The sequence below is a fragment of the Flavobacterium sp. CYK-55 genome, from assembly GCF_018413465.1.
In the GTDB taxonomy this organism is placed as follows: Bacteria; Bacteroidota; Bacteroidia; order Flavobacteriales; family Flavobacteriaceae; genus Flavobacterium.
On record NZ_JAHCDK010000005.1, the window covers coordinates 38,168 to 62,186 of the forward strand.

Below are 24,019 nucleotides of genomic sequence, written 5' to 3' on the forward strand. Positions count from 1 at the left end.
ATGAAAAAAAAGGACATTAGGATTTTATTGGTCGATGACGAACCGGATATTTTAGAAATTGTCGGATACAATCTATCGCAAGAAGGTTATCAAATCATCACTGCTGTGAATGGTAAAGAAGCCATCGCCAAAGCCAAAAAAGAACTCCCGCATCTGATTATTATGGATGTAATGATGCCAGAAATGGATGGTATGGAAGCCTGTGAACAAATCCGTAAAATGCCTGAGCTTAGCCAAGTAATCATTACATTTCTCACAGCGCGTAGCGAAGATTATTCGCAAGTAGCCGGATTTGATGCCGGCGCCGATGATTATATTACCAAGCCCATCAAACCGAAATTGTTGGTGAGCAAAGTCAAAGCTTTGTTGCGTCGTTTGAAAGACGATGAAAAAACCACTGCTGAAAGCATTCGTGTAGGCAGCATCGAGATCAACCGCGAAGAATACAAAATCATCAAAGACGAGCAAGAAATCTTTTTGCCGCGCAAAGAGTTTGAGTTGTTTTATCTGTTGGCCTCAAAACCCGGAAAGGTTTTTAAACGCGATGAAATTCTTGATAAAGTTTGGGGCAATGAAGTCATCGTGGGTGGCCGAACCATTGATGTACACATTCGTAAATTGCGCGAAAAAATCGGCGACGATTACTTTAAAACCATCAAAGGCGTTGGCTATAAGTTTGAAGTTTAATGGGCATCAAGTTTAAAAAGACATACACTTTTGCCGCCGTTTCAGCTGCTTATGTCGCCTTGTTTTGTACAGCGGTGCTCGGCGTTGTTTTGTATGCTTTTTTTACCTTTTCAATCAAGATATGCCTCGGTTTTGCATTTGCCGTGGGTGCATTTTCATTTTTTGTCATCCAACACCGCGTAGAACATTTTATTTATCGCCGCATTCAGAAAATCTACGATGATGTTTCGCTTTTAGACGCCTCAACTTTGCGCAATCAGCCCATTACTACTGATATGGCTACACTCACGCGCGAAGTTCAAAAATTTGCCACCGACAAAAAGCTTGAAATTGAAATGCTCAAAGTACGCGAAGAGTACCGACGAGAATTTTTAGGCAATGTATCACACGAACTCAAAACACCTTTGTTTACGGTTCAGGGTTATCTTTCCACTTTGCTTGATGGCGCGATGAATGATAAAACCATTCGCAAAAAATACTTGCAACGCGCTGAGAAAGGTGTTGAACGACTCATTTATATCGTCCAAGATTTAGATATGATTTCTAAACTTGAAATGGGCGATTTGAATCTTGAAATCAACCGTTTTGACATTGTTGCTTTGGTGCAAAATGTCTTTGATTTGCTCGAAATGGAAGCTGCCAAAAAAGACATCATGCTCTTATTTGACATGAAATATCCCAAGCCGATTTATGTCATGGCCGATCGCGAAAAAATTGAGCAAGTGCTTATCAATCTCATCATGAATTCGATCAAATACGGTAAAGAAAAAGGTTCTACTGAAGTCAGTATTGAAAATCTTACCGCCGGCAAAGTAATCGTGCGTATCAATGACAACGGCGAAGGCATCGAAGCGCAGTATATTCCGCGTTTGTTTGAGCGATTTTTCAGAGTCGATAAAAGCGGTGCGCGCAGCGAAGGTGGTTCTGGATTAGGCTTGTCGATTGTGAAACACATTATTGAAGTTCACCAGGAAAAAATATATGTTGAAAGCGAATTTGGCAAAGGCTCAGAATTTTCTTTTACACTTCAAAAAGCTAAATAAGCCCATACTTCGGGCCGTTGTTATTTTTCAAACAAGCAAAATAAATTTTTCCAATGCACGGGTTCTTCAACCAATTTAGGCGGGTGATACAATTGACCTTGTGTTAAATCCGAAAACCTAAAGTCATCTTGTTTAGAAAACAAAAACCAACCGTTTTTACGCATTCTTTTGGCCAAATATTCTTGTTCGTATTGCCCGGGTGTTGGTATAAAAAACGCTTTCTTCTCCAGCTTGACCAAATCCATTAACGTTGTGTAGCCCGAGCGCACCAGCACAAAAGCACTTTCGTTAAAGGTTTTTTCAAGCTGGCCTGAAGTCATAAAATTATAGTACGTCACATCATCCACTTGGGTTGTTTTTTGTTCTTCTTCGACGCTTCCGCAGATGAAAATCACACGGCCTTTATATTTTGAAATTTGCTGGCGTAATCGCTCTTCCAGAATGCTTCGCTGGGGTTCCGGTCCGGATAACAACACCATCAAATCGTATTGTATTTCTGCAGATTGTTTTTCAAATCGGCTCAGCGGCCCTATGTATTTGATTTTGTCATCGGGCTTTTTAAGATGTCCGAGTTTACCACTCAAATTGTGCGACGATTCAAAATCAGGAACCCAACATTCATCAAATTTCTTAATGACGTGTTGGTGCAATTTACTGCTGATCCAAGTGGTGTTGCCCGAAAGCACCCTGAGTTGATGCGTCATAAAAACCGACGGAATCTTTTTGCTGTAAACCCCCGGACGATTGTCAGAAATAATTCCGCACAGATTCAAATCTTTGACCCAGCCGCGCACGATTTTCTTTTCAAGCCGGATCGCATCGACCATTTTGGGTAGATTTTTAATCATCTTCCATTTAAAATCGGCACCATCGCGGGCATATTCAATGTTGTACGATGGCAATTCGAGTGCAGTCAATTCCGGGAATTCTTTATTGAGCAAAGCCAAAGCCGCTCCGTCTGAAGCTAAAATCGGCGTATAGCCACAAGCCATCAAAGCCCGAATAATCGGAATACAGCGCGTGGCGTGACCGAGCCCCCAATTGAGCGGAGCAACGAGAATATTTTGATTCGAATCAGACATTTTTGTGGGCGGTTTTGCATCGGCAAGATAAAAAGATTTCAAATGCGGCATATTTATTTAATTTTGCCAAAACATTAAGATACTATTGTGGGCAGTAAAAACAAACTCAAGAGATTTAGAGAAAACGATACATTTGGCAACGTCATTCAACCTTCGCGAGAACAACTCATGCAAGGCGATTTTGCGCTCAAAGGAAATTGGGCGCGCGATTTTTTTAAAAACAACCATCCGATTGTATTGGAACTCGGCTGCGGTAAAGGTGAATATTCGGTAAGTTTGGCCGAGCGATTCCCGGAAAAAAACTTCATCGGAATTGACATCAAAGGCGCTCGTTTCTGGCGCGGAGCTAAAACTGCTGTTGAGTCAGGCATTGACAATGTTGGTTTTTTACGCACACAAATAGAACTTATTGAATATGCTTTTGCCGCCGATGAAGTCGACGAAATCTGGATTACTTTTCCGGATCCGCAAATCAAATACAAACGCACCAAACACCGCATGACCAATGCTGACTTTTTGGATCGCTATAAAAAAATCCTCAAAAAAGACGGCCTAATGCACCTCAAAACCGATAGCGAATTTATGCACGGTTATACTTTGGGCTTGTTGCACGGTTTGGGTCACGAGGTTTTGTATGCCAATCACAACATCTATCACAACGAGGGCAGCCCGACGGAAGTTCTTGAAATTCAAACGCATTACGAAAAACTATATTTGGAAAAGAACAAGCCAATTACGTATATTCGTTTTAAAATCAAGTAGATGGCTTTTTTGTTTTCGTTCCTTTTGGGTTGTGTTATTTCGGTGATGGCAGTAATTTTGCCGGGTCTGATCAACATGACCGTAGCCAAAATCGGCCTTCAGGAAGGAAGACGCGAGGCGATACATTTTACGTTTGGTGCTTCAACAATCGTATTTATTCAGACCTATATTGCAGTTTTATTTGCGCGATTCATCAACATACATACTGAAATCATTGCATTATTGCAAGAAATTGGCGTGCTCATTTTTTCGGGGTTGAGCATTTACTTTTTCTGGATTGCCAAAAAGCCCAAAAACACGCCTAAAGAAGTTTCGCTCAAAAAGAAAATGCATCGTTATTTCTTCGGGATGTTGCTCTCAGGGCTTAATTTTTTACCTATTCCATTTTATGTTTTTGCCAGTATCAGCTTGGCCACTTCGGGTTATTTTAAATTTGAAGTCGCTTCGATTTTAGGCTTTGTACTCGGCGTTACAGCCGGCTCTTTTTCGGTTTTTTACGCCTATCTCGCAGCCTTTAAAAAGGTGGAACAAAAAACGCGTTTCTTGATGGAAAACATCAATAAAATTATTGGCTCTATAGCTGCTTTAATGGCCGTTTTAACTGTAGTGAAACTTTGTTGCCGATAATATGGAAGACAATTTCTTCGAACGTGTTTACAGCGTTGCCCGACAAATTCCTTACGGGCGTGTTACCTCATACGGAGCCATTGCCAAAGCACTCGGAACCGCTCGCTCGGCGCGCATGGTAGGCTGGGCCATGAATGCTTGTCACAACCGCGATGATGTTCCGGCGCATCGGGTAGTCAATCGGGTGGGTGTGCTCAGTGGGAAACATCATTTTCCGGGCACGAATCTCATGCAACAATTACTCGAAAGCGAAGGCATAGAAGTAATCGATAACCAAATTGTCGATTTTCAAAAACACTTTTGGCAACCCGGAGTTCAAGGTTAGTTTATTCTAACAAACAAACGGTAAACGAAGTTTTCTCGGGCGTACTTTCAAAAGCCAAATAACCGCCGTGCGCCTCAACAATATTTTTGGACAAGGTCAAACCAATGCCCGCTCCGTCTTTGCGCGTGGTAAAGAACGGCAAAAAGATTTTGTCTTCAATGGCCGGATCAATGCCCAAACCATTGTCAGAAATGGTCAGGTAAATGCGTTTTTCGCGCAAGGCACAACTGATAAAAACCGCTCCGCTTGGTTTGTCTTCCAATGAATACATACTGTTTGTGAGCAGGTTGATGAGCACTTGTTCCATCTGATTTTTATCGACCCAAATCCAGCGTTTAAAACCGACTTCGTTGTGCGCGGTGATATTTCTAGATTTATAAAGCGGTTGCATGATTTGCAAACAACTTTCAACCAGTTCAGATAATTCAACTTTTTCTTTTTGAGGCGACGGAAGCATGGCGAGTTTGCGGTAGCTTTCAACAAATTCCTGCAAGTGATTGCTGCGGTTGAGCATGGTGCGCACGCTTAGGCGAATGTCTTGTATATCTTCGGACGATAGTTGTTCTTGATCAACCAGTTCGTTGAGGTTTTGCGAAAGCGAACGAATCGGCGTCAGCGAATTCAATAGTTCGTGCGAGATGACTTTCATCAAATTGATCCAAGCTTCTTTTTCTTTGCGCTCGACCACTTTCTGAATGCTGTCGAGCATGATGATGTAATAATCTTGCTCAAAAGCTTTGGTGGCCGAGGTTTGTAACATAAAAGTTTGGGTATCTTCTTTGTTGACCCGAATTTGCAAAGCCGTTTTAAGCTCACCAAATTCAGCTTTTTCAATGAGTTCACACAAGGCCGGAATCTTTTCTCTGAGGTATTTCCAATGACTGACTTTGGGCGCTTGAAAATGTTCCGAAAAATAGTCGTTCATCAAAAATACGCGCCAACTTTCAGTGTCTTTTTGCAGAATCAAAATGCCCGATTCTATATTGTTTAAAATCGATTGATAAATCAAGTCACGCGAGAGTTGTTCGTGCTGCGTATCGCGTAATCGGTGGTATAATTCAAACAAGCGCGCATAGTTGTGTTGGCCTTTATGCTTGCTGAAATCTGATGAAAAATCGCCCTGTAATATCGATGCGATGGTTCGGTCGTAGAACAAAAAAGCTTCTCGTAAAGCTGCGTACATTTCATACAAAAGCAACAAACCCACAAAACCCACAAAAGCACTGCTGTAGGTGAGTTTTTGACCATATAAATAAGCGCTTAAGCCTAAGGTCGCCAAAATCAGCAACAAGCGCAAAAACAACAACTGATCAATTTTTTGCTTGCGCATTTTACGGTGTGTTGAGGTTGTATTTTTCCATGCGACGGTACAAAGCTGCGCGTGACAAGCCCAATTCTTCAGCTGATTTGCTGATGTTGAAATGATGTTTGCGCAAGACTTTTTCAATGGTGTGGCGCTCTAGGTCAGAAAGAGCCAAATCTTCGGGCATTTCATAGGCATGAACGTTCTCTAAATCTAAATCGGTGGCCGAAATCTCGTTTTGTTCAGACAGAATCACGGCGCGTTCAATGCGGTTTTCCATCTCGCGCACATTGCCGTTCCAAGCGTGTTTTTGTATCTGATCAAGCGCATGCTTAGAAAACTGCATTGCACTACGTTCGTATTTTTCGACCATTTTGTCGAGTAAAAACTGCGCCAGCGGAACTTTGTCTTCTAATCGTTCGCGCAGCGGTGGTAAAGTAATTTCCATGGTGTTGATGCGGTAATACAAATCTTCGCGAAAGTTCTTGGCAGAAACTTGTTCTTTTAAATTCAAATTGGTCGCGGTAATCATGCGCACATTGAGCGCGCGCGGTTTGGATTCACCCAACCTAATAACCGTTTTGGTTTGAATAACTTGCAGCAATTTTGACTGCAAATGCAGCGGAAGATTTCCGATTTCATCCAGAAAAATGGTCCCGTTTTGCGCATTTTCAAAACGTCCGGCGGTATCGGTTTTGGCATCGGTAAAAGCGCCTTTGGCATAACCAAAAAGTTCGCTTTCAAAAATATTTTCATTGAGCGAACCTAAATCAACATGCACAAAAGCTTGTTCTTTGCGCTGAGATTTTTGATGAATGTGCTGCGCCATAACGTATTTTCCGGTTCCGTTTTCGCCCAAAATAAGCACATTGGCATCGGTTTGAGCCACCTTATCGGCCATGGCATATACTTTTTTGACCACTTCAGAAGTGCCGGTAAAAAAACTTTGCAGCGGGTTTGTATTTTGATTTTTCTTTTTGAATTTGCGGCTCTGATCTACCGCGCTGCTCACTACATCCAGTAATTTTTGGTTTTCCCAGGGTTTGAGGACATAATCAAAAGCGCCTGATTTGAGGCCTTCAACGGCGGTTTCGACTTTGCCGAAAGCGGTCATCAAAATCACCACAGTTTTGGGTGAGAACGCTTTGATTTCTTTCATAAAATACAAACCCTCGCGACCGTCTTCAAAACCAATGCGATAATTCATGTCGAGCAATACCACATCAATATCATTTTCGGATAAAAAATGAACCACATTTTTGGGGTTTGTTGCCGTGAAAATATGCTCGAAATGTTTTTTCAAAAGCATTTTGGCCGCCAAAAGAATGTCTTCTTGATCATCAATAATCAAAAGTGAGGCTTGCGTTTTTTTCATGCACTGTTCGGTTTCGTACAAAAAGTGTCCGATAGCGAACACTCAAGAAATTAGTTTGTCTGTTATTTAATTGATTTTTAGTGATTTAAAAATTTTAAAATCGTGGCACAATTTTGCAAATGTCCGTGCCAAACAAATCAATTATGGACACTCTGATCCTTCGTAAAAATAACAAAAAAAAGTATCTGGCTATGGGCGCGCTGGCTTTCCTGTTTGTTGGTTTTTCGGCTTACACGGTTCTGAACAAAAAGCGCAATCTGAATGTTTCAAAATCTGAACTCAGCATTCAAGAGGTTACCGAAGATTACTTTGAAGATTTTATGACTTTTCAGGCGCAGGTTGAACCGCTCAACTCGGTTTTGGTTAATGTGGTCGAAGGCGGTTCAGTACAGGAAATCTATGTCAACAATGGCGATCAAGTGCGTAAAGGGCAACCATTGGTGCGTTTGTATAATCCGAATACCGAGCTTAATTATATGCAACAAGAAACGGCTATTATTGAACAAATCAACAATCTCAATAAAGCCAAACTCGATTTGCGCAATCAAGAACTCGGCATGGCCAAAGATTTAATCGGAATTGAGCATGATTATCAAGATGCGCATCAGTTGTATGAACTCAATAAGAAACTCTACGCGCAAGAAATCATCGCCAAAAATGAATGGGAACGCACCCAAGAAAATTACCGTTTTCAAAAAGAGCGCATAGACATCATCAAACAAAGTATAGCCAAAGAAAAACAAGCCAACCGCATACAAATTTCTCAAATGGGACAATCGGTAAGCATCATGCAAAAAAGCTTGGAAGCTTTGCGCAAAAACAAACAAAACTTTTTGATCGTAGCGCCTGAAACCGGCCGATTAACTTCGTTTGAGCCTGTAATCGGAAAAACCTACGAGCAAGGACAGCCGTTGGCCAAGATTGATGTGATGAAAGGCTACAAACTCATCGCGCAAGTAGATGAATTTTATCTTGAAAAATTAGCCGAAGGCCAAAAAGGAACCGTTGAATTTGGCGGAAAAAACCTTGAAGTACAAATCAGCAAAGTCATTGCCGAGGTCAAAAGCGGGCGTTTTCAGGTTGAGTTGAATTTTCTTTCGCCCGACATTTCAGGTCTGAGACAAGGTTTGAGTTTTGGTGTTCGTCTGAATTTATCGGCCAAAACGCGTTCGTTGGTTTTGCCTAAAGGTGCCTTTTATGCCGAAACTTCAGGACAATGGATTTTTGTGGTTCACGATGACAAAGCCGAGCGCAGAAACATCAAACTCGGCCGCGAGAATCCGCTGTATTATGAAGTTATATCAGGGCTCAAAGCCGGTGAACAAGTCATCACTTCATCTTATAAAGACTACATCAGCAAAGACGAACTAACTATACAAAATTAAAGCAATCATCAAAAAACGACTATATGATACAAATTTCAAATCTTTCAAAAATCTTCAGAACCGAAGAAGTTGAAACCCGCGCTCTCAGCGGAGTCAACATGACCATCAACCAAGGCGAATTTGTGACCATCATGGGCGCTTCGGGCAGCGGAAAATCAACCTTGCTGAACATCGTGGGTTTGCTCGACAGCGCTTCAGAAGGAAGTTACCAATTGCTCGGACAAGAAATGACAACGTTAAGCGAGGGCGAAAAATCAAAATTCCGGAAGCAGAACATTGGTTTTATTTTTCAGAATTTTAATCTGATTGATGAGCTTTCGGTGTATGATAACATTGAGCTTCCGCTGATTTACAACAACGTTCCGGCGGCTGAGCGCAAACAAAAAGTGGCTGTGATTTCCGAGCGTTTGGGCATATCCCACCGACTCAAACACTATCCGCAACAACTCTCAGGCGGACAACAACAAAGAGTTGCAGTGGCGCGTGCGCTGATCAATGATCCGAAGATTATTCTAGCCGATGAACCCACCGGAAACCTCGACAGCAAAAATGGCAACGAGGTGATGGAGCTGCTCACCGATTTGCACGCGCAAGGCGCCACAATCTTGATGGTCACCCACTCAAATTACGACGCGTCGTTCTCGCAAAAAACCATTCAAATGAAAGATGGATTGATTCTTTCAGAAAAAATCAACCAAAGAAATGTAGACGTATTTGTTTCCTAATTTAAATAAAAGAGCATGATTAAATTGATAATGACCCTTACCGCTGCGCTCGTGAGCATGGTGGTATTTTCGCAGGCTTCTGAAAACAGAACTGTTGGTTCGTTCAACAAATTAAAAGCCTCAACTCAGGTGCAGGTTTTTTACACCGTTTCTGACCAAATCAAAGTAGAAGTTTCGTGTGAAGACCAACAAAAATTGGCTTATGTTAAAACCGAAGTTAAAGGATCGACTTTAGAAATCTACATCGATTCATACAACAGAAAAAGTAAAAAAGACAAAGAAAATTACATGCATTTCAAGAATGTACAAGTGTTGGTCAGCGGCCCGAATTTGCAATCCATTAAAGCCAGCGCTTCAGCTTCGGTACATATTAAAAACCAGATGCAAGCCCAACAACTCAGTCTGGAAGTCGGATCATCGGCTGATATCATCGGTAACTTCAAAGGCGATTCACTGACGATTCAAGCTTCATCAAGCGGCGATGTAAAAGCGCAAGTTGATTTCAAAAACCTATCTGTTGATGCCAGCAGCTCAGCCGATGTTCAACTCGAAGGGAATGCACAAACGCTCATCGTTGAAGCCAGCAGCTCAGCCGATTGTTTGTTACGCAATTTAAAAGCTCAATCGGCAGAAATATTGGCCAGCAGCTCGGCCGATGTTACGGTGCAAGCTACAGCATCACTCCACATAAAAGCGAGTTCAAGTGCCGATGTTGTGTATTACGGAAACCCGGCCAAAACAAGCTTTGACAAAAACTCATCGGGCAGCATCACCCACAAATAATCATCATCATCAAAAAACGAACAGTCATGATCAAGAATTGGCTACACTTATTTGTTTTCAACTTAAAACAAAACAAACTTTTCACCACGCTCAACGTCTTGGGTTTATCCATCGGAATGGCCGGACTTATTTTTGCCATTTTGTATTGGAATGACGAACAAAGCTACGATGCTTGGAATCCGGCAAAAGATCAGGTTTTTGTGTCGATCAATGCTGTGGCCAAAGACGAATATTGGTCAACCAATGTGGCGCCGCTCGACAGTTATTTTAAAAAAGATTTCCCGGAGTTAGAAACGCATTGCTATTTTGACAATTGGTATAACAATGAAATGGTGCATTATCAAGGCAAAAAAGAATTGCTTAAAATTATCGATGCTCAAGGAACCTTTTTTGCGTGTTTTCCGTTTCAATTTATCTACGGAACTCCACAGTCGGCGATTAAAGATGCATCGTGTATTGCGCTGTCAGAAAAAGCGGCAAAAAAGCTTTTCGGTGCTCAAAATCCCATGGGTAAAGAAGTGGTTTATTCCGGAAAAAAGCTCACAGTCAGCGGCGTCTATAATATCCCCGGAAAATCTTCGATGGCGCCTGAAGCTGTGACGCATCTGATTGAAAACCGCATGGAAAGCGATCAAGACAACTGGGGCAATTTCAGTTACGGGCTCATGCTCAAACTCAAAAATCCGGCTGATAAAAACCAAGTGATGCAGCGCATTGAAAAACTCATGTACGAACACCGCGTGCTGAAATGGGCCAAAGAAGAAGGCATCACGCCCGAAGAATGGCTCAAGAAAAACGGAGGTGATTTATTTCACAGTCAGCTTCAGCCGCTTTCTGAAATCAGATTGCACGCTATTGCCGAATGCATGGCCGAAGGCAAAGGAAACTATCAGTTTCTGCTCATCATGGTTGGGCTGTCGGTGTTGATTTTGGTTTTATCGATTGTCAATTATGTCAATATGGCCACCGCAAGCGCCATCAAACGCGCCAAAGAAGTCGGCGTGCGCAAAATCATCGGAGCCAGCAAAGCCAATATTATCGGGCAATTTATTTTTGAAACTTCGCTCATCACAGCTTTCTCTCTGTTGATGTCGCTGGTCATTGTTGAGCTTTCATTGCCTTATTACAACGAATTTTTAGGAAAAGAACTCATCATTCACGGAAGTCAATTTTACGGGCAATTGCTCTTGGTTTTTTTGGTTACTATTGCGGTTTCGGGCATTTTTCCGGCTTTGTATGTATCCAATTTTGAAACGCTCAAAGTGCTCAAAGGCAATTTTGGTCGAAGCAAAAGCGGCGTTTGGTTGCGCAACAGTATGCTCGTGCTTCAGTTTGCTATTGCAACTTTTTTTATCATTGGTTCATACATTGTTTACGAGCAAATCAAATTCATCAGCGCGCGCGATTTGGGCTTCAAAGGCGGTCAGGTTTTGGTGATTGATTACCGAAACAAATACGATTGGCACGAACCCGATTACCAACAAAAAATGTTCAATCGTTACCAATTGGTCAGTAGTGAATTGAGAAAAATAAAAGGTGTCAGCCAAGTAGCTTCGGGTGCGTTTAATTTTGGCTCGGCCAATGGTTCTACTTCAAGTTTTGCCTACCACGACAACAATATTCAAGGGCGCAATATGGGCGTTGATTTCGGGATGCTTGAAATGATGAATATTCAAATTAAACAAGGTCGAGGCTTGTCTAATCAATTTGCTTCAGATACGATTAATTCAATGCTCATCAATGAGACTGCTTTAAAAATGATGAACGAACCAAACCCGATTGGCAAAGAAATTCAATGGAATGGCCACCAACTCAAAATTGTGGGTGTGGTCAAAGATTTTAATTTGTTCGGTCCGCAAGAAGAAGTTCCGCCGATGGTGTTTTTTCACTTCAAAACCATTGATTGGATGATCAACAACGTCAACAAAATGTACGTTAAAATCGATGCCGATCATCCGGAAGAAACCATTGAGCGCCTCAGAAAATTCTGGTCTAAAAACGTCGATACCGAATATCCATTTACCTACGATTTTGTAGATAAAGCCTATGCGCGCACGTATGAAAACTATGTCAAACAACGCAATTTGTTTTCGTTACTCAATGTAATTGTTATTCTGATTGCCTTGTTCGGATTGTTTGCTTTGGCCACGTTCTCAATTGAACGACGTATGAAAGAAATTGCCATCCGCAAAACGTTGGGCGCTGACACATCGGTATTACTCAAAACGCTTTCAAAGCAATATGTTGTTTTTTGTTTGACGGGCTTTGCTTTGGCGCTGTTTCCGGTGTATTACTTGCTGGATATGTGGCTCGATAATTTTGCATTTCGCATTGAAATTTCACTCGTGCCGTTTGTAGTTGGTTTTGTGGTTTTGCTCATTTTAACCTTGCTCGTGGTGCTTTCAAGAGCCTATCAAGCCACGCGTGTCGATGTTTTAAAATACCTCAAATATGAATAAGCTGGTTTTGTTTTTAGTGTTTTTGGGTACAACGCTGGGTTGGTCGCAAACCGAAGTCTGGACGTTGCAAAGCTGCCTTGAGCAAGGCTTGAAAAACAGCCTCGAAGCCAAAATCAAAAGTTTGCAGTTAAAAAAAGCACAGAAGCTGCATCAGCCTTTGGTTTTGACATGGCTTCCGGAGGTTTCACTAGGCGGAACGCAGAGTTATAATTTTGGATCCACGATTGATCCGGCCACCAACGGTCGGGTCAGTTCGAACATCCAAAACGACAATTTTTACCTGAATGCGCAGATGAACCTAATTAATTTTGAAGTTTGGGCCAATCGTTCGCGCTCGGGTATCGACCCAAAAATAGCACAAGCCGATTTGGCTGTTTTTGAAAACGAATACCAATGGCAAATCCTCGAAAGTTATGGGCAAGCGCTGTTGGCTCAGTCGTTGCAAAACATCCAACAAGAACAGCTCAAGAACGCCGCTTTTAATCTAGATCGCGTGACTCAAGAAGTTGCCTTGGGCAGTAAACCCACGAGCGATTTATACGATATGCAACTCAGTCATGGGCAAGAAAAAATCCGCTGTACTGAAACCCAACAACTCGCCGCTTTGCGCAAACGCGAATTGTTGCAACTCATCAATGCTACTGAGGTTCAGCCCGATCAAATAACACTCGAACAACCACAGAATATTTCAGCGTTGGAAGTTCAAACCAAATCATTTTCGAACCCAAAAATTGCCTTTGCCGAACTCAATTGGCAAGCCAGTCAAGCCGAGAAACGCCGACTTCGAGCACGAAATTTACCGGTTTTATCCACCTATTACAGCGCTTCGACTTTTTACTACAAACCGCTCAATCAGCCCAGTGTGGTGGTCGATGATTTTCAGACGCAGTTCAAAAACAACAAAAATCAACAAGTCGGTTTACAATTGTATGTGCCGGTTTTTAACGGATTCAGAAACAACCGAAACGTTTCGGCCGCGCGCATCGAAGAACAAAAAAGCAAATGCGCGCTGGATTTAGCCAAACGTCAAGTTGAAAATCAGTTGCAGACTGAAACCCAAAAGATGGGTCATTATCAATTACTCAGTGAGCAATATGAGCAAGTAGTTCAATGGGCCGAATCATCCTTCAAAACTTCGCAAGCCAAATTCAGCGCCGGAAAAATCGATGCCGTGGTGTTTTCATCGGTCAAGAATCAATGGCTCAACGCACAATTTGACCAGCTTAAAAACCAGCTCATGATTCAATTAACCGATTTTAAAATCAAGCTCATTCAAGGGCAGATGCTCTAAAGTTTTTCGCGAAAGTGCTATAAAGATTTTCAATTCATTAACCCTTGTTTCAAAACATTTCATATTATCTTTGCCGTCTAAAATCAGTTTAAATAAAAATTAATCTGATTCCTATTTTTAAGACAGCAAAAATGAAATTAGACAGAAAAGCCATCTTGGCCGCCCTTGAAACCATCACGGTGGCCGGTGAAGGGAAAAATATGGTCGAAAGCGGAGCCGTGGCCAACGTGCTTACTTTTGGCAATGAAGTAGTGGTTGAATTGGTATTAAACAGTCCGGCGATGCACATTAAAAAGCGCGCCGAAGACGATATTCGCAAAACCATTCACAACCTGGTTTCGGCCGAGGCACAGGTAAAAGTCAACATCAAAGTTGAAACCCCAGAAAAAGCAGACGATCCGATCAAAGGAAAAGCCATTCCGGGCATCAGCAACATTATTGCGGTAGCTTCGGGCAAAGGTGGCGTAGGTAAATCAACCGTGACGGCCAATTTAGCTGTTACCTTGGCTAAAATGGGCTTTTCAGTAGGTGTGCTCGATGCCGATATTTACGGTCCGTCGATGCCGATTATGTTTGATGTTGAAAACGAAAAACCACTTTCAGTAACCGTGGACGGTCGTTCAAAAATGAAACCGATAGAAAGCTATGAAGTCAAAATGCTTTCGATTGGGTTTTTTACAGCTCCGGGTCAAGCCGTTATTTGGCGCGGGCCGATGGCAGCCAAAGCGCTCAACCAAATGATTTTTGATGCCGATTGGGGTCCACTTGATTTCTTATTGATTGATTTGCCTCCGGGCACCGGCGATATTCATTTATCCATCATGCAATCATTGCCGATTACCGGCGCAGTAGTAGTGAGTACGCCGCAAGCTGTGGCACTCGCCGATGCCAAAAAAGGCGTTTCGATGTTTTTATCCGACAGCATCAAAGTTCCGGTGTTGGGCATCATTGAAAACATGGCTTATTTTACGCCTGAAGAACTTCCGGAAAACAAATATTACATCTTCGGAAAAGAAGGCGCGCGCAACTTGGCCGAAGATCTTCAAGTGCCGTTTTTGGGTGAAGTGCCCATCGTACAAAGCATTCGCGAAGCTGGTGATTACGGCCGACCTGCAGCCATGCAAACCGCTTCAGTAACTGAAAAAGTATTTGAAGAAATCACCCGCAGCGTGGTACAAGAAGTGGTGAGCCGAAACGAAAGTTTGCCGCCTACCGAGGCCATCAAAATCACCACGATGGCAGGTTGCTCGGCTGTAAAAAAATAGATTATAAGACGGTAAGATTTCAAGACTGTAGGACGCTTTCTTACAATCCTAAAATCTTATAGTCTTACAATCCAATAATCTAATAATACAAAAAATGACTACAGAAGAATTAACCCAAAATGTTGAAAAAGCGCTCGAAGAAATTCGTCCGTTTTTGAATTCTGACGGCGGCGACATCACCTTGGTATCGATTGAAGAAGGCAAGCACGTCAAGGTCAGACTCGAAGGCGCTTGCACCAGTTGCAGTGTCAACCAAATGACGCTCAAAGCCGGTGTTGAAACCACCATCAAAAAGTTTGCTCCGCAGATTGAAACCGTAGTCAACATAGCCTAATTTGTTGAGGGCGTGCCCCTGCGGGTCGGGTTTTTCGCTGCTATCTCCCGATGCATCGGGAGGATATCCGCTGCAACCCCTCACGCAAATAAAAACGCGTAGAATGTGACATTTGTCATTTTTAATTCAACTGTACTTGTTGAATTTTGCGCGAAATAAACCCGATATCCAGAATAAAATCATGATCAAAACCGATATTCTCATCATAGGCGCCGGCCCAACCGGATTGTTTGCTGTTTTTGAAGCAGGTTTGCTCCAACTCAAATGTCACTTGATAGATGCCTTACCGCAACCCGGAGGCCAATTGGCAGAATTGTACCCCAAAAAACCCATCTTTGATATTCCGGGTTACCCTGAAGTATTGGCGGGCGATTTGGTCAACAATCTGATGGAACAAATCAAGCAATTTCAACCCGGATTTACCTTAGGAGAAACGGCTGAAACCATTGAAAAATTAGAAGACGACAGTTTTGTAGTTACCACCAATAAAGGCACAAAACACCAAGCCAAAGCCATTGCTATTGCGGGCGGTTTGGGCACTTTTGAGCCGCGCAAACCACTCATTGAAAACATTGCTGGGTACGAAGAAAAAGGCGTAGAATATTTTGTAAAAGATCCGGAATTGTTTCGCGATAAGCGCATTGTGATTGCCGGAGGCGGTGACTCGGCGCTTGATTGGAGCATCTTTCTCTCAAATGTAGCCTCTGAAGTTACTTTGGTACACCGACGCAATGAGTTTCGCGGTGCTTTGGACTCAGTTGAGAAAGTACAAGAACTCAAAAAGCTTGGCAAAATCAATTTGATTACGCCGGCAGAGGTGGTGGCTATTGCCGGAAACGGTCATGTAGAACAATTGACTTTAGATATCAACGGCGAAATGCAAACGATTGATACCGATTTCTTTATTCCGTTGTTTGGATTAACGCCCAAACTCGGGGCGATTGCCAACTGGGGTTTAGAGATTGAGAAAAATGCCATCAAAGTCAATAATGCGCTGGATTATCAAACTAATATTCCGGGGATTTATGCTATTGGCGATGTAAACACGTATCCGGGCAAACTCAAACTGATTTTGTGCGGATTTCACGAGGCGACCTTGATGTGTCAGAGCGTGTATCAGCGTTTGAATCCTGGGAAGAAATATGTATTGAAATACACCACCGTTTCAGGCGTAGACGGTTTTGACGGCAGCCGAAAAGAAGCCGAAAAAGCGGTCGTGAAATCAATTGACTAATCGGAGCGAAGCCTAGCCCGTATGGCAGCGGCATCCTTTTGCTCTGGGGTTCAGAGCAAAAGATATAGCGAACAGCCGGAACAGCTTCTGAAAAAATAAAAAAGCATGGATATTACCCTACACATCACCGACCGCGAAGGTGTGACACACAGTGTGCAAGCGCCCACCGATATGAACATGAACGTTATGGAACTGGTGCGCGCTTATGAATTGGCGCCCGAGGGAACCATTGGTATTTGTGGCGGAATGGCGATGTGCGCTTCTTGCCAATGTTATGTTTTGAACGATGTGGCTTTACCTGAGAAAAACCCCGATGAAGAGGCGATGCTCTGGGAGGCTTTTAACGTAAAAGACAACAGCCGATTGGGTTGTCAGATTCACCTGACCGAGGATTTAGACGGTTTGGCGATAGCGTTGGCGCCTGAGGTGTAAAAAAAAAGCGAGAATTTCTCCCCGCTTTCTTCACTAAACTACTCACAAAAACAATCCTATTTATTTAACGAGCATTCTCTTGTTTTCGGTGAATGTTCCTTGGTTATTGCTAATGGTTACTTTATAAATGTAATAACCACTGCTCAAAGAATAATCCCCGCGATTTAAATGAATCTGATGAGTACCGGCGGTCAATTTTTCGTTCGTGATTACCGCAATCGAACGCCCGGTTAAGTCAAAAATTTCAATATGAACATCAGACGATGAGGCTAATTGAACCGGAATCGTTGTGCTATCAGTAAACGGATTCGGGAAGTTTTGACCAATTTGATTTTGTTGTATGCCAATTTCATCTAATCCTAAAGTAGGTCCGGCCACAAAAATAGTGTGGTTCAGCGTATAACCTGCAGCAATACTGCCGCTGATGGTGCTGAGCTCATTGGTTACTCCGTCGCTGAATACATTGTCATTGGCGTTGTAAGTATATCCGCTCATGCCTTTGGTATAACCGTTTGCGGTTGAGGCATTGACCAAAGCAACTGCACTGTTGGTTCCTTCAGGAAAAGCAATTTGGGTAACCAGCAGTGAAGTTCCGCTGGCGTTGTAAATGTGTACGTGAATATGCGTAGCACGACTGGTATACCAACCCGGAAAAATAGACTGAAAAGTGACCAATCCGTTGGCGTTGGTTACTTGTCTGCCGCGTAAAAAGTGCACAGCAGTATAGTTGACACTTTGCATACCGCTGCCCCCATATTCTGAATAATAACCGTCTTTATCGCAATGCCAAATGTCTACCAAAGCACCTTGAAGCGCTGCGCAATTAGCATTGGTGTTGTTGATGGTAATGTTGATGGTGAGCGGAACTCCGGTTCGATCGCTTACAATATTTGCATTGGTCAATGATGAAGGATTAATTGTAGGGAACGGGCCTGCCGTTTCAGAGTTGGTTACTGAGCAGACCAAAGCATCGTTTGGATTTTCGGCTTTGATCAGTGAGGGCGCTACGAAGGCCAGTCCGAGTAAACTAACTCCTTTTTTTAAGAATTCTTTTCTTTCCATAATTTTAGCCGTTAAGTTAATCAAGCCAAACCTAGCTTTTTTTGATTACGGCCAAAAACAAAAGAGGTAAACGATTATTTTTTTGCGGTAAAGTTTTCAATAAAAAGCAATAAAGCATTGTTTGAAAGCGCTTCAAATTCAGCTTCATACGTTTGGTTGAGCAGTAAAGTGTCGCCCGCTTCTAGCAATCGGTTGTGCAATTCAAAGGCGCCACGCACAACAAAAACCATCAAACTATTTTGATCAGAAAGCAATCGGTAAACCTCTTCAGCGCGACCTTCAAATTGTCCGATGGATATTTGGTAATCATCTGTTTTTAAAATCTGAATAATTTGATTTGTTTGTGATAAATCAAACTCATAAAGTTCATTTTTGTTAAAGTTTATCAGGCGTTGAATCGCTAAAAAATGAACTACATCATTGGTGTACGGATTTGAAATGATACAATGGCTCGATGTTTCAGTTGCCATATTTTGTAATTGACCAATATGAACGAATCCTTCGACTTCAGGGTGAATAAAATCGATAGCTCCTGCCAAAGGCAACAGCCAGCATTCACTTTTTTCAGCTAGACCATAGGTGTATTTTGCTTGTGGCCGAAGAAATATTTCATCCAATTGGGTAATGTTGATGGGAATCTCGGCTAAATCAAGTGGCAGCGATTGCCTTAAACTTTCGTCAGATTGAGTTGTGGTTCGCCATGCGGATTTAAAAATTTGCGCCCCCATATTTATTTTTTTCCGGAAATGGCTTCTTGAAAGGCTGCTTCATAACTGGCGCTCACCGGAATTTCTTCATCGCCGATGTATATGATTTTGTTGCGCACTTTATCAATGCCCGACAGCGGCACTATAAATGAACGATGCACCCGCATGAATTCAGGCGCCGGCAATTTTTCTAGAATTGATTTCATGGTCATGCGCGCCACTATGGTTTTTTGGTTGCGGATGTGAATTTTGAGGTAATCGTCTAAACCTTCTACAAACAAAATGTCTGAAATCAGTATTTTATTCAAGCTATAATCGGCGCGAATGAATAGATATTGAGCTTCAGTATTCGAAAATTTGTTGCGCGTGTCAAAAGCTTGTTTGGCTTTTTCGGTGGCTTGAACAAAGCGTTCAAACGAAAAGGGTTTGAGCAGATAATCGGTTGCGTTTACATTAAAACCTTCAACGGCATATTCGCTAAAGGCAGTAGTGAAAATCACTTGGCAATTTTGTTCAATGTCAGCATAAAAACTCAAGCCGTTTTGCATGGGCATTTGAATGTCGAGAAAAATCAAATCAACGGGTTGTTTGCGCAAATACTTGTGCGCTTCAGAGGTTTTGGTAAACGTTTTCTCGAGCTGAATATAATCTAGTCGCGCACAAAAACTTTCAATGACTTGAAGCGCCAAAGGCTCGTCATCTATGGCAATAGCTCTAATCATGACCAGTGAATTTTTAAATCAACTTCATAACGGTCGGGCAAGTCGGCTAGTTGTAGGCTGTGTTTGTTGGGATAAATCAAGTCGAGTCGTTTTGATGTGTTTTCAATGCCTTGTTCGGTGCTTCCGTCTTCATGAATGGGTATGGACACTTTTTGATTGCCCACAAACATGCTGAAATCATCGTCGGTAATCTTAATGCGGATGTCAATATGCCAATTTTGCTCGCTGTTCACGCCGTATTTAAAGGCATTTTCAATAAACGGAATCAGCAGTAAAGGCGCGATGAATTTATCAGAGGTATTGCCGGTTACTTCAAAAATCAAGTTGTTGGGTTCTGAAATTCTGAGGCGTTGCAGTGCGATGTAATCGGCGATATAATCAATTTCACTTTGCAGCGGAACACGATCAGAATCACTGTGCGTGACCACATAACGCATCATGTTTGAGAGTTTGATGACAGCATCGGGCGCGGCGTCAGATTTTTGTATCGTCAGCGCATACAAACTGTTGAGTGTATTGAACAAAAAATGAGGATTGATTTGTGCTTTAAGATACGATACTTCGGCTTTGAGTTTTTCTTCATAAATATCGGTGAGTCGGTTGTTGATGCGAAACAAAAATGACAGTAAAAACACCAAAAGAAATTTAAAGAAGTCGCTACCGATGGGCATGTTCAGCGGTTGATGTCGAAACGGGAAATGGCTGTGCGGCGAATGTATTGGTAAATGATGTGGCTCGAAGCTAAAAAACAAAAGTTTGTTGATTCCGCTCAAAGCCAGGTAAGACAAAACAACACACAAGAAATACATTTTTTTTCGGTCGGTAAAGTATAATCGCGGAATAAGCTGGTAGTAATTGACATAAAAAAAGAGCACAAACAAAACATAACTCGTAAAATCTCTTTGAAAACCTCGGATGTGCAAAAAGTCAAAAGCCCAGCTAAAATCAGGTGAAGAGAAAATCGGAATGCATAAAAAGGCCAAAATGCCAAAAAAATGCAACAGTATAGTTAGGGTTTTCTGATTCATATTTGTTTTAAGTTGGTCAAAGCTAATTATAATATAATTGCTTCTGAAAAAATTGCGGCCATTCCAGCGTTTTTATCGGTAAAAGCGATGCTATTCTTGTGAAAATCAGCTAAATGTTTACCTACAAAATCAAGTTAAATACCGCAATAATTTTCAAGAAAACAAGCGAATATATAGTTTTGAATCAGAAAATAATCGTTCTTAAAATTTTGCTGTAAGCCTCGGTTCAAGGAATTAATTTGGGACATAAAACCAGAGCCTGCTTACAGCATACATACTCAATCTTTTTAGGTTCTGTATCGCAGGCTAAAACGATTAAACGATAGTTCTATTTGTTATGGGGAAAAAGGGGAGTTGCTTTTTACAGGCGCTCCCTTTTTTATTGGGTACAAAAAAAGCTTCCCGTTGTGAGAAGCTTTCTTTTTGAATATTTGTTTGTATTATTTGAATGCCGGATAACCCGTAATATCTGCTCCGGTAATGAGCAAGTGAATATCGTGGGTTCCTTCATAAGTAATGACCGATTCAAGGTTCATACTGTGACGCATGATAGAGTATTCACCGGTAATGCCCATTCCGCCTAAAATTTGACGCGCTTCACGTGCGATGTTGATGGCCATATCTACGTTGTTGCGTTTGGCCATTGAAATCTGAGCGGTAGTGGCTTTACCTTCGTTTCTTAGAACTCCTAATCTCCAAGTAAGCAATTGTGCTTTGGTGATTTCGGTGATCATTTCGGCTAATTTTTTCTGTTGCAATTGTGTGGCAGCAATCGGTTTTCCGAATTGTGTGCGCTCTTTGGCATAACGAAGCGCCGTGTCATAACAATCCATCGCAGCACCAATCGCGCCCCAAGCAATACCAAAACGAGCTGAATCTAAACAACCCAGTGGAGCGCCCAAACCTGATTTGTTCGGCAGCAAGTTTTCTTTAGGAACTTTTACGTTGTCAAAAATAAGTTCACCGGTAGCCGAAGCACGTAATGACCATTTGTTGTGCGTTTCAGGTGTGGTAAAACCTTCCATACCGCGTTCTACGATTAATCCGTGAATACGACCTTCTTCGTTTTTAGCCCAAACAACGGCTACTTGTGCAAACGGAGCGTTCGAAATCCACATTTTGGCACCATTCAATAAGTAATGATCGCCCATGTCTTTAAAGTTGGTAATCATACTGCCCGGATCAGAACCGTGGTTGGGTTCGGTCAGTCCGAAACAGCCCATCCATTCGCCAGAAGCCAATTTCGGGAGGTATTTTTTGCGTTGCTCTTCGTTTCCGTATTTCCAGATTGGGTACATGACTAATGACGATTGTACCGAAGCTGTTGAACGAACGCCTGAATCGCCACGCTCAATTTCTTGCATGATGAGTCCGTATGAAATTTGATCTAAACCGGCACCGCCATATTCTTCGGGAATATATGGTCCGAAGGCTCCAATCTCGGCCAATCCGCCAATAATTTGGGTTGGGAATTCGGCGCGTTGTGCATAATCTTCAATGATTGGAGAAACATCTCTTTTGACCCATTCGCGGGCTGCATCGCGCACCAATTTGTGTTCTTCGGTAAGCAATTCATCTAAAAGATAATAATCTGGAGCTTGAAATAAATCTGGTTTCATATCGGTTGATATTTATTTTTTATCGGCGCAAATGTACGCAGAAAAATACTTTCTGCAAGGCTACGAAAGCGATTTCGCTATAACTTTTTCAGGTTTTATCAACGGATTTAAAAAATTTATAAACTGTTTAAGATGTTGATTTGCAGGTTTGTAAATAATATTTTACTTTTTTATCGAATAAAAATTTATGCATAAATGTTTAATGCATAATATTCTTATGTATATTTGCGTTGTACAAAACAAATGCCCGTTATGATATTTTCTTCAGAACTCATTAAAGGAACCTTAAAAACCATTGTGCTCAAGCAGCTCGAAGCCAACCATCGGATGTATGGCTACGAGATTACCCAACGTGTAAAAGAGCTTACTTCGGATAGAATTCAAATTACCGAAGGCGCGCTTTATCCGACTTTACACGCCCTGGAAGCTGAAGGCCTGGTCACCGTAGAAACTGAATTTGTTGGCAAACGCATCCGAAAGTATTACAGTTTGAGCCCAAAAGGGAAATCTAAAATCGATGAAAAAATCAGCGAAATGGCTGAGTTCATTGAAACGATGAAATTTCTTTTAGACCTCAGACCACAAACGCTTTAAGCTATGTACTTATTGTCAGACGATCAAATTGAGTTTGTTCGGCGGGATATCCTGGCGCAAGGAATCCGGAACGAAGGTTTGCAGCAAGATCTGCTCGATCACATTTGTTGTGTGGTTGAGCACGAACTTGCCGCAGAGGATGATTTTGAAGCTTTTTATCAGCAGCGGATCAAGCATTTTTACAAACGGGAACTTAAGGAGATTGAAGAAGAAACAATCGCCCTGCTCACCTTTAAAAATTTTTATGTCATGAAAAAAATAATGTTGCTCTCAGGCGGAGTGCTCACCGCATTGTTGGTGGTTGGACTCACACTAAAATTTATGCATTTACCCGGTGCAGCTGTTATGTTGGTCTTGGGTGTTGCTTTGCTGAATTTTGTTTTTCTGCCGTTGCTTTTCACGCTTAAAATCAAAGAAAACAAAACGCTGCGCGAAAAGGCTATTTCCGGAATTGCTACCCTTTGCGGGATGCTCATGAGTATTGGGCTCATCTTTAAAGTCATGCATTGGCCGGGTGCCAACATGCTCATTATAACCGGATTTGGCGCTTTGTTGCTGGTTTTTTTACCGGTGTATTTCTTTACCGGAATTCGTCAGGCCGAAACCAAAGTCAATACCATTGTTTCATCGGTGATTATCTTAAGTGCGGCCTCGCTGATTCTGATATTGGTACGTTCGCCTAAAGCTTCACAAGATGTTTATGCTGCCACCACCGAATCTATTTTGCGCAGCGAACAAATTCTGCAAACACAAAAACAGCAAAATCAAAAATGGGTCATCAGCGATACGGCCGATGTTACCGGTAATGAAATTTACGATGTGTGTCAAGACCTTAAAAAATACCTGATTGAATGTGAAACCGGAGGCGCCGAGTTAGATACAGCCCAAGGGAAATACATTACAGAAGGTTCGGCTGAAGATTATTTTGGCGCTGAATCAAAAGCAGCGCTCAATTTGCAAAAAGTACAAAAGGCCATTGCTCAATACAATGCTACAGCGCCTAGTGGAAGTCTAAAACTCGACGATTTATCAGAGGTTCAAAAACAACGCTTACCGGATGTGCTCAATCGCTTGATTCAAACGCAGATCATGGTTTTGCAAAACAAAATACTTCAGCAAAAAGTGCAGTAAACAAGGGTTGATAAAGCTTTTTTAATGCCGATTGAATATAGCCT

General features: G+C 42.1%; 25 protein-coding genes. 16 read left to right on the forward strand and 9 right to left on the reverse strand.

Features of this window, described 5'->3' with window-relative positions; all coding sequences use genetic code 11:
* Both KIH23_RS07435 and KIH23_RS07440 read left to right on the forward strand, forming a co-directional pair.
* Complete coding sequence (locus tag KIH23_RS07435) at positions 1 to 687, forward strand: response regulator transcription factor (RefSeq protein WP_213212599.1); 687 nt, start codon at positions 1 to 3, stop codon at positions 685 to 687.
* Positions 687 to 1,730 carry a sensor histidine kinase gene (locus tag KIH23_RS07440; protein WP_213212601.1) on the forward strand — a complete coding sequence of 348 codons (1,044 nt, stop codon included), beginning with the start codon at positions 687 to 689 and terminating at the stop codon, positions 1,728 to 1,730. Before KIH23_RS07435 ends, KIH23_RS07440 begins: the two co-directional genes overlap by 1 nt.
* A gap of 20 nt (positions 1,731 to 1,750) precedes the next feature.
* Here KIH23_RS07440 and KIH23_RS07445 read toward each other — a convergent pair whose 3' ends face one another.
* Positions 1,751 to 2,863: a glycosyltransferase gene (locus KIH23_RS07445; protein ID WP_410505128.1), complete on the reverse strand. Its 1,113-nt coding sequence runs from the start codon at positions 2,861 to 2,863 to the stop codon at positions 1,751 to 1,753.
* Positions 2,864 to 2,899: 36 nt separating this feature from the next.
* Here KIH23_RS07445 and trmB point away from each other — a divergent pair, with 36 nt between their 5' ends.
* The 3 genes from trmB to KIH23_RS07460 are packed head-to-tail and all read left to right on the forward strand — an operon-like array spanning position 2,900 to position 4,526.
* Positions 2,900 to 3,574, forward strand: a complete 675-nt coding sequence (gene trmB / locus KIH23_RS07450; protein WP_213212602.1) for a tRNA (guanosine(46)-N7)-methyltransferase TrmB — start codon at positions 2,900 to 2,902, stop codon at positions 3,572 to 3,574.
* Entirely contained in the window at positions 3,575 to 4,201 is a 627-nt protein-coding gene (locus KIH23_RS07455) for a LysE family transporter (protein ID WP_213212604.1), read from the forward strand.
* Position 4,202: 1 nt separating this feature from the next.
* Complete coding sequence (locus KIH23_RS07460) at positions 4,203 to 4,526, forward strand: MGMT family protein (RefSeq protein WP_213212611.1); 324 nt, start codon at positions 4,203 to 4,205, stop codon at positions 4,524 to 4,526.
* Position 4,527: 1 nt separating this feature from the next.
* On the opposite strand, the gene KIH23_RS07465 is transcribed toward KIH23_RS07460, so the two are convergent.
* Together KIH23_RS07465 and KIH23_RS07470 are read right to left on the reverse strand one after the other, a co-directional pair.
* Positions 4,528 to 5,856: a sensor histidine kinase gene (locus KIH23_RS07465; protein WP_213212613.1), complete on the reverse strand. Its 1,329-nt coding sequence runs from the start codon at positions 5,854 to 5,856 to the stop codon at positions 4,528 to 4,530.
* 1 nt (position 5,857) lies between these two features.
* On the reverse strand, positions 5,858 to 7,204 hold the full coding sequence (locus KIH23_RS07470; protein ID WP_213212615.1) for a sigma-54-dependent transcriptional regulator: 1,347 nt from the start codon (positions 7,202 to 7,204) through the stop codon (positions 5,858 to 5,860).
* 143 nt (positions 7,205 to 7,347) lie between these two features.
* On the opposite strand from KIH23_RS07470, the gene KIH23_RS07475 reads away from it, so the two are divergent.
* The 9 genes from KIH23_RS07475 to KIH23_RS07515 all read left to right on the forward strand — a co-directional run bounded on the left by KIH23_RS07475 (position 7,348) and on the right by KIH23_RS07515 (position 17,112).
* Complete coding sequence (locus KIH23_RS07475) at positions 7,348 to 8,589, forward strand: efflux RND transporter periplasmic adaptor subunit (RefSeq protein WP_213212617.1); 1,242 nt, start codon at positions 7,348 to 7,350, stop codon at positions 8,587 to 8,589.
* Positions 8,590 to 8,612: 23 nt separating this feature from the next.
* Positions 8,613 to 9,314 carry an ABC transporter ATP-binding protein gene (locus KIH23_RS07480; protein WP_213212619.1) on the forward strand — a complete coding sequence of 234 codons (702 nt, stop codon included), beginning with the start codon at positions 8,613 to 8,615 and terminating at the stop codon, positions 9,312 to 9,314.
* 15 nt (positions 9,315 to 9,329) lie between these two features.
* Positions 9,330 to 10,097 carry a head GIN domain-containing protein gene (locus KIH23_RS07485; protein WP_213212626.1) on the forward strand — a complete coding sequence of 256 codons (768 nt, stop codon included), beginning with the start codon at positions 9,330 to 9,332 and terminating at the stop codon, positions 10,095 to 10,097.
* A 26-nt stretch (positions 10,098 to 10,123) separates the two neighbouring features.
* Positions 10,124 to 12,556 carry an ABC transporter permease gene (locus KIH23_RS07490; protein WP_213212628.1) on the forward strand — a complete coding sequence of 811 codons (2,433 nt, stop codon included), beginning with the start codon at positions 10,124 to 10,126 and terminating at the stop codon, positions 12,554 to 12,556.
* On the forward strand, positions 12,549 to 13,847 hold the full coding sequence (locus KIH23_RS07495; protein WP_213212630.1) for a TolC family protein: 1,299 nt from the start codon (positions 12,549 to 12,551) through the stop codon (positions 13,845 to 13,847). Before KIH23_RS07490 ends, KIH23_RS07495 begins: the two co-directional genes overlap by 8 nt.
* A 131-nt stretch (positions 13,848 to 13,978) precedes the next feature.
* Positions 13,979 to 15,112 carry an Mrp/NBP35 family ATP-binding protein gene (locus tag KIH23_RS07500; protein WP_213212632.1) on the forward strand — a complete coding sequence of 378 codons (1,134 nt, stop codon included), beginning with the start codon at positions 13,979 to 13,981 and terminating at the stop codon, positions 15,110 to 15,112.
* Positions 15,113 to 15,206: 94 nt separating this feature from the next.
* Positions 15,207 to 15,446, forward strand: coding sequence for a NifU family protein (locus KIH23_RS07505; RefSeq protein WP_213212634.1), 240 nt, complete (start codon positions 15,207 to 15,209; stop codon positions 15,444 to 15,446).
* A 181-nt stretch (positions 15,447 to 15,627) separates the two neighbouring features.
* Positions 15,628 to 16,680, forward strand: coding sequence for an NAD(P)/FAD-dependent oxidoreductase (locus KIH23_RS07510; RefSeq protein WP_213212636.1), 1,053 nt, complete (start codon positions 15,628 to 15,630; stop codon positions 16,678 to 16,680).
* Positions 16,681 to 16,785: 105 nt separating this feature from the next.
* Positions 16,786 to 17,112 (forward strand): 2Fe-2S iron-sulfur cluster-binding protein, encoded by a 327-nt coding sequence (locus KIH23_RS07515; protein WP_213212638.1) that lies wholly within the window; start codon positions 16,786 to 16,788, stop codon positions 17,110 to 17,112.
* Between the two features lie 60 nt (positions 17,113 to 17,172).
* Here the strand turns inward: KIH23_RS07515 and KIH23_RS07520 are convergent, their stop codons facing one another.
* The 5 genes from KIH23_RS07520 to KIH23_RS07540 all read right to left on the reverse strand — a co-directional run bounded on the left by KIH23_RS07520 (position 17,173) and on the right by KIH23_RS07540 (position 22,250).
* A complete protein-coding gene (locus KIH23_RS07520) occupies positions 17,173 to 18,174 on the reverse strand; it encodes a T9SS type A sorting domain-containing protein (protein ID WP_213212646.1) in 1,002 nt (333 codons plus the stop codon).
* Positions 18,175 to 18,248: 74 nt separating this feature from the next.
* Positions 18,249 to 18,902 (reverse strand): hypothetical protein, encoded by a 654-nt coding sequence (locus KIH23_RS07525; protein ID WP_213212648.1) that lies wholly within the window; start codon positions 18,900 to 18,902, stop codon positions 18,249 to 18,251.
* A 2-nt stretch (positions 18,903 to 18,904) separates the two neighbouring features.
* Positions 18,905 to 19,603 carry a LytR/AlgR family response regulator transcription factor gene (locus KIH23_RS07530; protein ID WP_213212650.1) on the reverse strand — a complete coding sequence of 233 codons (699 nt, stop codon included), beginning with the start codon at positions 19,601 to 19,603 and terminating at the stop codon, positions 18,905 to 18,907.
* Positions 19,600 to 20,631, reverse strand: coding sequence for a sensor histidine kinase (locus KIH23_RS07535; protein WP_213212652.1), 1,032 nt, complete (start codon positions 20,629 to 20,631; stop codon positions 19,600 to 19,602). The genes KIH23_RS07530 and KIH23_RS07535 overlap by 4 nt, the downstream gene beginning before the upstream one ends.
* A 440-nt stretch (positions 20,632 to 21,071) precedes the next feature.
* The gene (locus tag KIH23_RS07540; protein ID WP_213212653.1) at positions 21,072 to 22,250 is read right to left on the reverse strand and encodes an acyl-CoA dehydrogenase family protein; all 1,179 of its coding nucleotides are present in this window, start codon (positions 22,248 to 22,250) and stop codon (positions 21,072 to 21,074) included.
* Between the two features lie 252 nt (positions 22,251 to 22,502).
* Between KIH23_RS07540 and KIH23_RS07545 the strand changes: the two genes are divergently transcribed.
* The gene (locus KIH23_RS07545) at positions 22,503 to 22,844 is read left to right on the forward strand and encodes a PadR family transcriptional regulator (RefSeq protein WP_249684842.1); all 342 of its coding nucleotides are present in this window, start codon (positions 22,503 to 22,505) and stop codon (positions 22,842 to 22,844) included.
* Between the two features lie 15 nt (positions 22,845 to 22,859).
* On the opposite strand, the gene KIH23_RS07550 is transcribed toward KIH23_RS07545, so the two are convergent.
* The gene (locus tag KIH23_RS07550; RefSeq protein WP_213212655.1) at positions 22,860 to 23,021 is read right to left on the reverse strand and encodes a hypothetical protein; all 162 of its coding nucleotides are present in this window, start codon (positions 23,019 to 23,021) and stop codon (positions 22,860 to 22,862) included.
* Between the two features lie 72 nt (positions 23,022 to 23,093).
* Here KIH23_RS07550 and KIH23_RS07555 point away from each other — a divergent pair, with 72 nt between their 5' ends.
* Positions 23,094 to 23,975 (forward strand): hypothetical protein, encoded by an 882-nt coding sequence (locus KIH23_RS07555; RefSeq protein ID WP_213212657.1) that lies wholly within the window; start codon positions 23,094 to 23,096, stop codon positions 23,973 to 23,975.
* Positions 23,976 to 24,019 lie beyond the last annotated feature (44 nt).